This is a genomic window from Dyella acidiphila, from assembly GCF_014863405.1.
Classification (GTDB): domain Bacteria; phylum Pseudomonadota; class Gammaproteobacteria; order Xanthomonadales; family Rhodanobacteraceae; genus Dyella_B; species Dyella_B acidiphila.
The window spans coordinates 301,157-313,072 of the sequence record NZ_JACZZA010000008.1; the positions used below are offsets into that span (position 1 = coordinate 301,157).

The 11,916-nt window shown below is 57.4% G+C and carries 10 protein-coding genes and 1 pseudogene; 6 read left to right on the plus strand and 5 right to left on the minus strand.

Features of this window, described 5'->3' with window-relative positions:
• Positions 1-424 precede the first annotated feature (424 nt).
• Both IGX34_RS14365 and IGX34_RS14370 read left to right on the plus strand, forming a co-directional pair.
• Entirely contained in the window at positions 425-4,006 is a 3,582-nt protein-coding gene (locus tag IGX34_RS14365) for a chemotaxis protein CheB (protein ID WP_192556405.1), read from the plus strand.
• Complete coding sequence (locus tag IGX34_RS14370) at positions 4,003-4,371, plus strand: response regulator (RefSeq protein WP_192556406.1); 369 nt, start codon at positions 4,003-4,005, stop codon at positions 4,369-4,371. Before IGX34_RS14365 ends, IGX34_RS14370 begins: the two co-directional genes overlap by 4 nt.
• Before the next feature lie 46 nt (positions 4,372-4,417).
• On the opposite strand, the gene IGX34_RS14375 is transcribed toward IGX34_RS14370, so the two are convergent.
• Positions 4,418-4,984, minus strand: a complete 567-nt coding sequence (locus tag IGX34_RS14375) for a class I SAM-dependent methyltransferase (protein ID WP_192556407.1) — start codon at positions 4,982-4,984, stop codon at positions 4,418-4,420.
• Positions 4,985-5,448: 464 nt separating this feature from the next.
• Between IGX34_RS14375 and IGX34_RS14380 the strand changes: the two genes are divergently transcribed.
• Complete coding sequence (locus IGX34_RS14380; protein WP_192556408.1) at positions 5,449-5,853, plus strand: DUF2971 domain-containing protein; 405 nt, start codon at positions 5,449-5,451, stop codon at positions 5,851-5,853.
• 274 nt (positions 5,854-6,127) lie between these two features.
• Here IGX34_RS14380 and IGX34_RS14385 read toward each other — a convergent pair whose 3' ends face one another.
• On the minus strand, positions 6,128-7,249 hold the full coding sequence (locus IGX34_RS14385) for a site-specific integrase (RefSeq protein ID WP_192556409.1): 1,122 nt from the start codon (positions 7,247-7,249) through the stop codon (positions 6,128-6,130).
• An 86-nt stretch (positions 7,250-7,335) separates the two neighbouring features.
• Here IGX34_RS14385 and IGX34_RS14390 point away from each other — a divergent pair, with 86 nt between their 5' ends.
• Together IGX34_RS14390 and IGX34_RS14395 are read left to right on the plus strand one after the other, a co-directional pair.
• On the plus strand, positions 7,336-8,214 hold the full coding sequence (locus tag IGX34_RS14390; RefSeq protein WP_192556410.1) for a DNA-binding protein: 879 nt from the start codon (positions 7,336-7,338) through the stop codon (positions 8,212-8,214).
• 429 nt (positions 8,215-8,643) lie between these two features.
• Positions 8,644-8,847, plus strand: coding sequence for a hypothetical protein (locus tag IGX34_RS14395; protein WP_192556411.1), 204 nt, complete (start codon positions 8,644-8,646; stop codon positions 8,845-8,847).
• Between the two features lie 138 nt (positions 8,848-8,985).
• Here the strand turns inward: IGX34_RS14395 and IGX34_RS14400 are convergent, their stop codons facing one another.
• Both IGX34_RS14400 and IGX34_RS14405 read right to left on the minus strand, forming a co-directional pair.
• The gene (locus IGX34_RS14400; protein WP_192556412.1) at positions 8,986-9,504 is read right to left on the minus strand and encodes a hypothetical protein; all 519 of its coding nucleotides are present in this window, start codon (positions 9,502-9,504) and stop codon (positions 8,986-8,988) included.
• A gap of 12 nt (positions 9,505-9,516) precedes the next feature.
• The gene (locus IGX34_RS14405; protein ID WP_192556413.1) at positions 9,517-9,936 is read right to left on the minus strand and encodes a BON domain-containing protein; all 420 of its coding nucleotides are present in this window, start codon (positions 9,934-9,936) and stop codon (positions 9,517-9,519) included.
• 434 nt (positions 9,937-10,370) lie between these two features.
• Here IGX34_RS14405 and IGX34_RS14410 point away from each other — a divergent pair, with 434 nt between their 5' ends.
• Positions 10,371-10,613 carry a hypothetical protein gene (locus IGX34_RS14410; protein WP_192556414.1) on the plus strand — a complete coding sequence of 81 codons (243 nt, stop codon included), beginning with the start codon at positions 10,371-10,373 and terminating at the stop codon, positions 10,611-10,613.
• Between the two features lie 1,164 nt (positions 10,614-11,777).
• Here the strand turns inward: IGX34_RS14410 and IGX34_RS14415 are convergent.
• Positions 11,778-11,909, minus strand: a pseudogene (locus tag IGX34_RS14415) (transposase); the annotation flags it as partial.
• Positions 11,910-11,916 lie beyond the last annotated feature (7 nt).

Genomic DNA, 11,916 nt, shown 5'->3' on the forward strand with positions numbered 1-11,916 from the left:
CAAAGCCAACAATCGAAAAGCAGCTGGCAACACCTCCACCGACAACAGCGGCGCGGTCATGCACGTCGACGTAGCGACCATTGATTGGGTGCTCCGCAATCGCGGAGCTTACGCCTAGCTCGATCTTGGCCATGGCCTCGATACGATCAGCCATGGTTTGGAGGGTCAAACCTCCGAAGGCTTCGAACGACGACGACCACGAATGTTCATGTCGCGTCAACAATCAGTCGATTGGCCGCGCTTACCAGGCGTGGGGGGCCCGGAATATCAAGAACCTGTACAAGGCGCGCTCAACTGCGGCTACGCTTTGGTTGAATAACGCTTGTCTACAAACAGGGCGAGCTAGATTTTTCACATCTTCCTCAACCGATTGGCTTTACTATCAGCCACTTGCGTTGCGGGTCCCATTTTTTAGGGCCGTATGATGACTAAGCCGCCGGCGCCGCCGCTGCATTTCCCGCCCCACGGTCTACCCGAGCGGATAGAAAATCTGCGCGTGAAGACGACTGGCGACCAAGTCTATGCGTACCCCCCACTTATCGTTGGCATAGGTGCATCTGCCGGTGGCCTGGAGGCATTCCGGAGTTTCTTTGCCCACATGCCGGCGAACGATGATTTCGCCTTCGTTCTGGTCCAGCACCTATCGCCCGAGCACGTCAGCGCGCTCGCAGAGATTGTCAGTCGCAGCACCTCAATGGAGGTGGTGGAAGCCACCGATGGCCGACGTGTTTTGGCCAAGCATGTCTATGTGATACCACCCGATGCGACCTTGACCATCGTGAACGGCGAACTGCAGGTGACTACGCCCGCACCGCCTCGGCCTCAGCGTTGGCCCATCAATACGTTTTTCACGTCCCTCGCCGAAGACCAGGGCGACTGCGCGGTGTGTATTGTACTGTCAGGTTCCGGAAGCGACGGCGCTCGTGGACTGCGTGCGGTCAAGGAGCACGGTGGCCTGACGCTGGCGCAGGCGGGTTTTGATCATGTGGCGCTGAGTGGGATGCCGGCAAATGCCACCTCGACCGGACTGGTAGACGTTGTTCTCCGGGTGGAGGACATGCCCGCCCGGCTGTTGGCCTATCGTAAGCAGATGGATACGGCGCGCAAACTCCATGATGGGAATGGCCTTGGGCAAGATATGGGTGACCAACTACAGACCGTGTTGCGCCTGCTGCACGCGGAGGTTGGCCACGATTTCAGCCAGTACAAACGGAGCACACTCATGCGGCGCATCCAGCGCCGCATGCTGGTATGTCAAACCGAGACGGTTGTCGATTACGTCGCCCATTTGCGCCAAGATCGCCAGGAGCATCAGCATCTTTTCCGGGAAATGCTGATTGGGGTGACCGAATTCTTCCGCAATCCAGGTGCTTTTGCGACGCTGACGGAAAAAGCCATTCCAGCCATGCTAGCCGGCAAGGGCGCAAACGACACGGTACGCGTTTGGGTTCCCGGATGTGCCACCGGCGAGGAGGCTTACTCGATTGCGATGTTGCTGCGCGAGGCGATCGGTCCGCATGGCGGCCCCAAGGTACAGATCTTCGCGACCGACATTGATAGCCGAAGTATCGAAGCGGCGCGCTCTGGGCGCTACCGTGCGCCGCTTCAGGGCATATCTCCCGAGCGTCAGCAGCGCTGGTTTAACAAGGAAGGCGCCGATTTCTGCGTCATCAGGCCCATACGTGAGATGTGCATTTTCTCAGTGCACAGCATCATCAAGGATCCACCGTTTTCGCGACTTGACTTGGTGTCATGCCGGAACTTGCTGATTTATCTCAATGCTGATCTGCAAAGCCGTCTTTTTCACACATTCCACTATGCGCTGCGGCCAGGGGCGTTTCTTCTTCTCGGGCCATCGGAAAGCCTCGCGCGAAGCTCTGAGCAGTTCACGGTGGTAGACAAAAAGCATCGGCTCTATACACGCCGACAAATGAGCCGTGCTGAACGGGGAACGTCGTTTCCAGTTCCTGGACCGGCCGCCGCTTACGCCACGACACCGGCTCTGACGAACAGAGGTGACACCGACGAACGCATCGATCGGGGCGCACGACGTCTGATGGAAAAATATACACCGGCCTATGTCGTGATCAATGCGAATCAGGACGTCGAACGGTTTTCTGGAGATACAGGACGCTATCTCTCCCCAAGCTCTGGATCGGCCAGCCTCCATGTCTTCAGCCTGCTCAACAAACGGCTGCGCGAACCTGCCCGTGCGCTGGTGCGTCAAGCGTTCGACGGTGCCAAGGCTGCGGTTCAAGAAGGTCTCACGGTGGACATCCATGGTCGCGCCCAGATGCTACGCCTGATCTCCGAGCCGCTAACGGACGGGGACGGAAAAGTCCAATGGTGCGTGCTCGCTTTTGATGAGGCCTGGGGCTCGCATACAGCGATGCATGCGCAACCGGACCCAGAGTCGATCCGCCACGAGGGCGATTCATCTAACAGGCTTGAGCAGGAGTTGGAGGCGCTCCGCAGCGAGCTGCGCACGACGACCGAATTGCACGAATCGGTCGTCGAAGAACTCCAGTCGACGAACGAGGAGTACCAGTCGGTCAATGAGGAACTGCAATCGACCAACGAAGAACTCGAAACCTCCAGAGAGGAAATGCAATCGATCAACGAAGAATTGCATATCGTCAATGCCGAGGCACAAAGCAAGAATGACGCGCTGACACGCCTCAACAGCGACTTGCGTAATCTCATGGAAAGCACTCAGATCGCGACCTTGTTTTTGGACCGCGACATGCGGATAGGCAGTTACACGCCGGCCATGACCGACCTGTTCCATTTGCGCGAGGGCGATATCGGCCGACCGATCACCGATATTTCAGCACGCGTCAACTACCCCGAACTGAAAGAAGACGTCGCACAGGTGCTGCGGCATTTGGGTGTGACGGAGCGTATGCTGTATGGCCGAGGCGACGAGCGTACCTATCTGCTGCGTGTGCGCCCTTATCGAACGCTGGATGACGTGATCGATGGCACCGTCCTGACTTTTGTCGACGTAAGTGAAAGCCTGCGCCACGAACTTGAGCGCGGGCAGCTGGCCGCTATCGTCGATTCGTCCCTGGACGCCGTGATCGGCTACACGCTGGAAGGTACTATCACAAGCTGGAACAAGAGTGCCGAGCGCATCTTTGGCTACTCCGCCCAGCAGGCGATGGGTCAGCCGCTATCCATGCTATTAGCCGCCGATGCGACAGAGGAAGCGAAGATAATCTTTGAATTTCGCACTCCTGGTATACGACCCGATAAATTCGAGGCTACTTGGAAAACCCGGAGTGACCAGGCTATTCCCGTCTCAGTCTCGAATTCTCCCGTATGCAATTCGATGGGGAAGACGATTGCTGGTTCACTGATCGCTCGGGATATCAGCGAGCGCAGAAACGCTGAAAGACACGCACACATGATGCTCGGCGAACTCAACCACCGCGTCAAAAACACGCTGGCCAGCGTCCAGGCCATCGCGCTGCAGACATTGACGGCGTCACCAAGCCTGGACGATTTCAAGACAGGTTTTATCGCACGCCTGAAAGCGCTCTCCCAAACGCATAATCTGTTAGCCCAGGATGCGTGGGAAGGAGTGAGCCTTGCGGCGCTGGTTCGTGGGGAATTGGCACCTTATGAGGATGAACAAGGCACCTCTCGCGTACGCCTTTATGGGGAAGACCTGAAGCTGTCGCCGAGGATCGCGCTGGCCCTGAGCATGGCGTTTCACGAATTGACGACAAACGCTATGAAATACGGTGCACTATCGAATTCCAAAGGAACGGTTGATGTTAGCTGGGCCGTCCGATGGGTCGATCAGCGCTCCTGGCTCAATCTTTCCTGGCTGGAAAGCGGAGGACCTGCGGTGATTACGCCAACAACCCACGGCTTTGGGACGCGCCTTATTACGGGAGGCTTGGCCTATGAGCTCGATGGCGAAGCCACCTTGGAATTTTTACCGGCGGGAGTTCGTTGCACGCTGGTGCTTCCGCTTAGTGAATCAGGCTCTGTCACATGAGCCCGTCGGGCGACCCACCTTCCATTCTCGTCGCCGAAGACGAGATGCTAGTCGCGATGCTTCTGGAAACCACGCTCGAAGATGCGGGTTGTCATGTGTTGATGGCCGCGCGCGTCGCCAAAGGGTTCGAGCTGATCGAATCCCAGCAGATCGACGCCGCCATACTTGACATCAACCTGGCGGGCCAGCCAAGTTTTGAGCTGGCGGATGCATTGCAAGAGCGAAATATTCCTTTCGCGTTCGCATCCGGGTATGGCGCAGGTGGGTTACCGGATGCCTATCGCCATGTGCCCATCTTGCAAAAGCCCTACGACATGGCAGACATCAGGGCTACCGTCGATACGCTGCTCAAAAGAAACCACTAGCGGAACGGTGGGCAATCACACGCACGGGCAGATCCAGAGTTTCGCTCTATACAGGGAATCGCCCCATATCCAAACGGAATGCGGAGCCGATGTCGGTCCGCAGCGATGTAATACCCGCTTCATCGAAGCACAACCGCGTGGCCTCCCCGGCAGCCAATGGATAATTGGTCTGCCCTGTCCAATGCACACTCACAATGCAGGCACCCGGCGTGACGATCTTCGCCAGCCGAAGGGCAAGGCAGCGCAGCGCCGCCGCATCCAGATAGTAAAGAATTTCCGAGGCAACTACGAGATCGTAATTCAACCCCAGCTCGCCATCGGGAAGATGCGCCTGGCGGAAGTCGACCCGGGCGTCGGGACAGCTGCGCCGCGCTTCTTCCAGCGCGCGGATGCTGGTGTCTATCGCTACGATGTGCCGACAGCGCGACAGAAGCCGACGCGTGAGTTCGCCAATGGAACACCCAAGCTCAAGGCACCGGTCGAATGGAACATCGGGCAGCGCGGCGATCGTCTTCGCGTATTTCAGTCGCTCGTACTCGCTGAGGCGAAACTGCCACGGATCGATGTCCCGCTGATAAAGCGCTTCGAAGTAGGCGCGATCAAACGTAATCATCGAACAGCACCTCATAGGGCTGCTGTGCTCGTTTCAACAGCGCGCGCGGCAAGACGAAGGCCTCTTTGGCATCCGTGACCACGCCGCCGTGCTGGCTGGCGTGCTGGGCGATGGCTGCCTGCTTCTGCTCATGAAATGCCGAGATTCAGGCGGAGTGGATCTCATCAAACGATATTCGCGTGACGATCATGGCGGGGCAGGGCGAACTATCGAGTACTGAAGAGTTTCCCGTCCGCGGCACTCCCTCCCTGAGCCACCGTCTTTCGAGCTGGCTTTTGGGTCTGCCTTATTTTGAGCACATAAATGCCGGCTGGACACGCCTGACGCACGATGTGAGCGCACGCGTGACTTGTTGGGCCATTGAACAATCGGATGACGTGACAACTTAACGTCGCGCTGATGGAAGTCAGGGTGAACGTAGCGCGGAATAAGTACTGAATATGATGCCTTCGGATGAGCGTGACATGCAGAGAGCCCAGGATCGGGCCAGGCAAAATGTGGCAGAGATGATCGGCCATATCCTGCAGACGCTGCTGAAGTCTGAGGCACGCGTTGCAGAGCAACTAAGACGTCACCAACGCAATGCGTTTAGCAAGCTTGCTGTGCTGCATCGCTTGCTCGATGAGTTTGGACCAATCATGAAGCCTTATCACGATCCTGTGCAGTGGGCGCACTATGCCAAAAAGCACCAAGGACCCTGCTTGGGGTTTGATGTCTCCAATGAACTCCTAACCCAAGTGAACTATGTCCGGTCGCTTCCACCCTTTTTGGATGCCGATAAATTGATCCAGGGCTCATGGCGCGTTTGCTCAATACCAAATTTTCACATTGGTCATATGAAGACGAATACCGTGCCTGGACTGATTTAAATGAAAAGGATGGCGAACTGTATTTCACCATATTCTCGGAGAAACTGGCGCTCCGTCAGGTCTTGGTGGGCGCACGATCACCCGTGACACTGATGCAACTGAGTAAGGCGCTAGGCGATCTCGCAAAAGAAGTGGAGGTATTCAAGGTTCGGTCCGCCTTCCGAACATTCCGCATGATTCGATGCAAAGACAAGCGACTGTGGAAATAACTAAGTCGTTGAGGCAGATTGAGTACCGCCAGCGCTCGCAGGCTGCAGTCCTGATTCGCCATCCATCACCGACCTGACTCGACCGTTGTGGTCGGAGCTTCTGTGTCAATGACAGACGATGCAAGTAACTCACTCGCACGACTAGTCAAGAGACTGCCCGCCTGGAAATAGCCCATCACCGTGCTGACGCCACGGTGCTCGGTCATCGCCATCACCTCACCCAGCGGCACGCCCTGACGACCCGCCTCGGTGACGAAGCCCGAGCGCAGACTGTGCGCGGCCCAATCGCCATCGAGCCCCGCCAACTTCGCGCGACGCTGCACCATGCGAGCCATGTGATCGGCGGTGAGGGCGGTAGTGCCGACGGCGCCACCGCGATGCAGCCGACGGAAGAGGGGGCCAGTCGTGGCGGGCGCGGCCGCTACCCACGCCGCGAGCGCCTGCGCGGCCGCACCCTTGAGGGGTTTCTCGCGGCGCACCCCGCTGGTATCAGTCTTGGTGTTGCCGAGTGCATACACCCAGGTGTCGGCATCCAGTCGGCGCACGTCCGTGATTTGCAGCCCCACCACCTCGGAGCGCCGCCGACCGCCACCGCTCCAGGCCAAAAGCAGCAGGGCACGATCACGCACGCCACGCACACCGTCGGTGCACGTAGCCAGGAGCGCCTGCAGTGGCTCAATCACCGCGGCGGTCTTTTTGCGCACGGTGACGCCGCGTCGGGCCTGGGCCTTGCGCGCTTGGCGGAGCAGGGTTTTCACGGCGGTCGCTTCAGTGGGCGACTCCCACTCATGCACGCGGTGCCAGGTGGCGAGCACCGCCAACCGGTGGCTGACCGTGTTGTACGCCAAAGGCCCGGGATGGCCCTTGATGTTGGCAGCGACCAGCGCCGCGTCGAGGGTCGGTGGCAACAGGTGTTCCCAGGTGCCGTCCTCGCGTGGCCGTGCCAGATGGTCCAGCACGAACTGCACGACCACGGTCAATGGCAACGGCGCATCGTTCAGCGGCTGGCCGTAGCGCCCCTGCAGCCAGGCGCTCCAGTAGGTAAGGGCGCTGCGGTAGCTGCGCACCGTGTTCGCCGCGGTGCCGGCAGCGACAAACGCGGCCGCGGCGGCCTGACTGGCGGCATCCAGCGTGGCCAGGTCCAGCGAGGCGGGGATGTCATTGGCTGGAATGAGCATATGATTCATTACGTCCGCCGTATTAAAAAGTCGAATTTTAGCCAATAAGGTCGGATAAGGTTTACTTATCATACCTAATGAAAGGAGGGCAGGGGATGGCAAGTGGGGTACCCGAAACCGATGTTTTTAAGGCCGCGGATGCGGTGCTCGCACGGGGTGAACGCCCGACAGTCGAGCGTGTTCGACTGGAACTGGGCCGCGGCAGCCCAGCGCGCGTGGGTCAATTGCTCGAGCAATGGTGGGAACGTCTGGCTCAACGCTTGAAAGGCCACGCGCTGTTGCCAAACCTGCCGGGCGAGGTGGCGCAGGCGTTCTCCGACACATGGCGTCTGGCACTCGCCCAGGCGGCCATCGTCGCTCATGCGGCCCTCGCCGAAGAGCAAAATGCTCTCTTCGCGGAACAAACGTCGCTGACCCAGGAACGCAAACTCTGGGAGATCGCCCTCACCGAGGCCCAAACGAATATGGCCGAGAGCGCTGCAAAACTTGCACAAGCCGATGCACAACTGCGTGAACGGCAGGTGTTGGTGGACCAGTTGGAAGCCCAGCGAACCGACTTGTTGCAGCAACGCGACCGCTTGCAAGAGCAGCTCGGGCGGCAACAGGTCGAGATGGATGATCTACGGGCCAAACACAATGCAGCACAGGAGCACATTCGCGCCGTGGAAGACCGCGCCCACCAGCAGGTCGACCAAGCGCGCCAGGAGATCAAGTCGCTACAGCAACGGCTGGAACGGGAGCAACGTGACCACCACAAGCTCGTGACGCAGCTCTCGATGCAGCAGGACGACTTGCGAAATGCGGTGCGTGCAGCTGAACAGGTGGCCGCACATCAGACCGGCCGGGTGACTGCCTTGGAGGCCACGCTCACCCAGTGGCGGAATCAGGCGCCGCCATCTAAACGTCAATCACGCAAAGGGGTGCCAGAAGGGAAAGGCAAGCCACGAAATCGAGCGAAGAAGATCCCACCATAATAGTTGCTGGAATGCAGACGCGATGCATGAGCGCGGCGCATCGGCGGATTACTACGCTCGTGCTATGGAGAGCGACGTAACAAGGCACCCCTAAGCTGGCGCGCCTCTTCGCCAAGGAACATATGCTTTTGCGGATCAAAGAGTTAGCGTAGAGAGGCGCCTATCGAGGGATCGATATTAAATTAATATCTGACCTGCTTGCGGAATATTAAAACGAAGGCCGGCGGTGCCCCATCAGGAGCAAATAGCTCTGGCTCCCTCCGGCGTGTCTCAAATCTAACGAAATCTAGTGCGATCTAAGGCAAATGATCTAGATTGGGTTAGATTTCCCTAGAGATGCGACCTCACCAGCGGCATAAAGAGGTCAGTGCCACGTTATCGAGCAAAAAATGCCCCCGTAATCAATGGGGCACCTCAGAAGGAGAGTGAATGCAACGCGAGGAAATTCGCCCCGGCATGCGTGTTCAAAACCTGAGCAAGTCCAAGTACGGCGCGGACCGGTGGTTGGCGACAGCTGAGGTTCTAAGCGTGATTCATCCCGATACAGGCACCCCAAACATCCGCATCATGTTTCTAGACGGCGCGGCAGAGGTCTACCACAGCGTAGACCCTGTAGATCTCGATTATGAGTAAGTCACCAGGCTCTGTTCGAGTCGATGATAGAAATTTACCCCCGTGTTGCTGGTAGATGCATTGAGCTATGGATGATTGCTGACACAACAAAGGGACGGTGGTGATCGTCCCTTTGTTGATGCTGGATTACCCTGCTCGTTACTTCGCGCTGGCCTCAGAGCCACTTGAAATGTCATCAGCGTGGTGACGCTTAAAGACTTCCTTGGCTATGTCCTTTTGCTTGCCGTCGTCCGTGTGCACCGATAGCAAAATGTTGCCGCCACGGATCTTGTCGTCGTAGCGTTTAGCTTCGATTTCCGGTATCCCCATGCCGATCAATGCGCCAATCACGCCGCCGGCAGCGGTGCCTACGGCCGCGCCACCTAAGGCCGCCATGATGGGTCCCGCGGCGATGAACGGGCCCACGCCCGGAATGGCCAACGCGCCGATGCCAGCCAACCAACCCAAGGCAGCTCCTACACCCAGACCGGCCACGCCACCCGTAGTGGCGCCTTCGGGCGCCTTGGTGTTGTGTTCGTGAGCGAAATCTTTGGTGCCGCGTTTATCGGGCAGCAGCGCCGAAATGGCATCGGCCGAAAAACCCTGTTGTTTCAGATCCAGCACGATGGCTTCGGCTTGTTCCACGGTTTTTGCAATGCAATAGACGGAAGCTTTCATCACCCACTCTCCTTACTGTTTGACGTCCAATTCGTTGTCGACGCTGTTCACACCCGAGACGTCTTTGACTGCCGTTTCAACGCGTGACTTTTCATCCTCGCTTTTGACCGGACCGCGCAACGTCACGGTGCCGTCAGCGGCCACGATCTTGACGTTGTGAGCCAGTGTCGAAAGCGATTTGTCTTTCACGATGGCTCGGCGCACGGCGGCGGCCAATTTGATGTCGGTCTTGTCATTGGGCTGATGAGTCGGTGTGGTGGTCTGGCCAGAGCGATCACGGGTATTGGTTTGCGTGTTGTCCACGGCCGGTGACGACGTGGAACTTGACGACGACGCAGGGGCTGTTTGGGGCTGAGCAAACAAGGCTGCGCTCGTCAGCAGAGCCACAAAACAGACGCTCGCGAGCGCCGCATGATTAGGGGGATGACGCATAAAAAGCTCCATGGGTGGAGGGGACGGTGCACTCGAAGCAGCACGTTGTGTCCGCTCTTTATGAGAGCGAAGCGATGAAACGTTGGTGCATTAAACGTCAAGAATGCGCGGTCGGCGGGCGCCAGGGATGCGCCATTCATGTGCGTCGTTGGCCAGTCACCAAAAGTCAACGAAATAGAGGGATTAAATGCACAACGGGATCCGGTTCGGCGGTCAGAATGCACCCATGATGGATTCGCTGGTCATCGAAATATGAAGAACGCGCGTGGCACGTTGTGAGAGACAAAAAAAGGAATTCATGATGAAAGGGCGTGCGCTGACGCGTTGTGGATGCTTCTTTCACCGACCGCAAACCGGTGTGCACCGAAAGTGGAATCCTGCATCCATCCAGATGGGCGATTGCAGACCTTCCTAACTTTACTTCGAGGTATGTCATGTCCAACCAAGACAAGAGTGGTGGCACCCATCACGAACATCATTCCAAAGCCGCGGAGCATCACAAGCACGCTGCCAAGCACCATGAAGAGGCCGCTAAGCATTTGAAGAACAACGATGCCGCCAAGGGTGCACACCATGCGCATGTGGCCATCGGTCATGGTCATCAGGCCCAGGAACATGCACACGAAGCCAACAAGCGGTTCAGCGACGAGCACGGCGAGAAGTCGCAAGGCAAGTAACCGGAAACAGGTTGCGGCGAGAGGGGAGGCGACAGCCCCCCTTTTTGCTTTCCATGACTAAATCAGATACGGGCGGGAAGTGGGCGGCAGTCGGCCACACACATTGCTGAGCATGACCAAGCCGGCGCATAGGCGCGGATAGAAGACGCCTTCGCTTCGCGATAGCTGAAAGAAGACGCTGAAGATCCGCGCAAAGTGGTAAAAACCGTTATGTCAGGGGGCACGTTATTTGGACAGCAGCACCTCCCATTCCCAGTGCTGCCATTGACACCTTGGCCTGGCGCCACGTGCACTCAATGGCGTTCCAACAAGCAGATGATTGGCCCGGGTTACACCGCTGCCGGTTGCTCCCCTAGCTCTAAGCCTGGGATTTTCGGAAGAGCATGAGTTTTCCAAATCTCCTCGGGCGGCGGCCGATTGGTCAGCGAGTTGAACACAACACACACTTCGTAGTCGATGGCCCTACCCACATCGTCGAATGTAAGTCGGAACCAAATGCGTGAATAACCCCCGCCCTGACATTTCACAAGAATGGAATAGGGAAACCCAGGTGATTCCGTAGTGCTTTCGGTGACCACGCTGCGATGCTCCGAAGCCGCTCATTATTGGATGATATCCGAGCTAATCGCTTCGTACACGGACCTTCTATAAATGCGACGATTGCAGCTTCGGAACAGGTAAAAGCCATTGGACCTTAACGCCTCTACAGGTTAGGTATGCGCTTTCACTAAGCGTATGAAGGCATCACTGGGCTTTCTTAGACAACCAGATCGAAGATCTGTCCAGCGAGGGAATTATGATAATTATGCAGAACGCATAATTTATGGAGTCTCCATAATTAACGGCTACATTCGCCACGCCCGGGGGCGGCTTCTTGAGGCTCAAAAACAACTTGCAACTTATTGAGCTGCTGGGTGAGCAACGAACAAGGGCGATGCGAAGAGTAGGTAGTCGCACCTTGGCCAGAGGGCGAAGTGTCAGTATTTGCACCGAATTCTCCGCGAGTCCTCGCTACGCGGACGGGATAAGGCAGTGTTTACGGGCAACAGCAAACGCTTGATTTGAAAGGATTTTTTAAAAAGATGATCTATTTTTCCTTTTTAAATCAATTACATATAGCAGACGCATGAGCGTCACTATTTGCACCTAAATCAAGGCAACACCAAGATCCTTGAGCCGCTTGGCCTGGTCGACCTTCAGGCCACCGTATTCCTTACGCCAGCGGAAAAACGTCTGCTCCACGATGCCGAGCTGTCGGCATATCTCGGCGACCGTACGCCCCTGCGAGGAAAGCACCTCGGCC

Bases quoted from the DNA above. Each gene is read 5' to 3' on its own strand.
- IGX34_RS14395 (WP_192556411.1), top strand. From the start codon at position 8,644: ATGCAACGCGAGGAAATTCGCCCCGGCATGCGTGTTCAAAACCTGAGC.
- IGX34_RS14365 (WP_192556405.1), top strand. From the start codon at position 425: ATGACTAAGCCGCCGGCGCCGCCGCTGCATTTCCCGCCCCACGGTCTA.
- IGX34_RS14410 (WP_192556414.1), top strand. From the start codon at position 10,371: ATGTCCAACCAAGACAAGAGTGGTGGCACCCATCACGAACATCATTCC.
- IGX34_RS14375 (WP_192556407.1), bottom strand. From the start codon at position 4,984: ATGATTACGTTTGATCGCGCCTACTTCGAAGCGCTTTATCAGCGGGAC.
- IGX34_RS14380 (WP_192556408.1), top strand. From the start codon at position 5,449: ATGCAGAGAGCCCAGGATCGGGCCAGGCAAAATGTGGCAGAGATGATC.
- IGX34_RS14400 (WP_192556412.1), bottom strand. From the start codon at position 9,504: ATGAAAGCTTCCGTCTATTGCATTGCAAAAACCGTGGAACAAGCCGAA.
- IGX34_RS14390 (WP_192556410.1), top strand. From the start codon at position 7,336: ATGGCAAGTGGGGTACCCGAAACCGATGTTTTTAAGGCCGCGGATGCG.
- IGX34_RS14370 (WP_192556406.1), top strand. From the start codon at position 4,003: ATGAGCCCGTCGGGCGACCCACCTTCCATTCTCGTCGCCGAAGACGAG.
- IGX34_RS14385 (WP_192556409.1), bottom strand. From the start codon at position 7,249: ATGAATCATATGCTCATTCCAGCCAATGACATCCCCGCCTCGCTGGAC.
- IGX34_RS14405 (WP_192556413.1), bottom strand. From the start codon at position 9,936: ATGCGTCATCCCCCTAATCATGCGGCGCTCGCGAGCGTCTGTTTTGTG.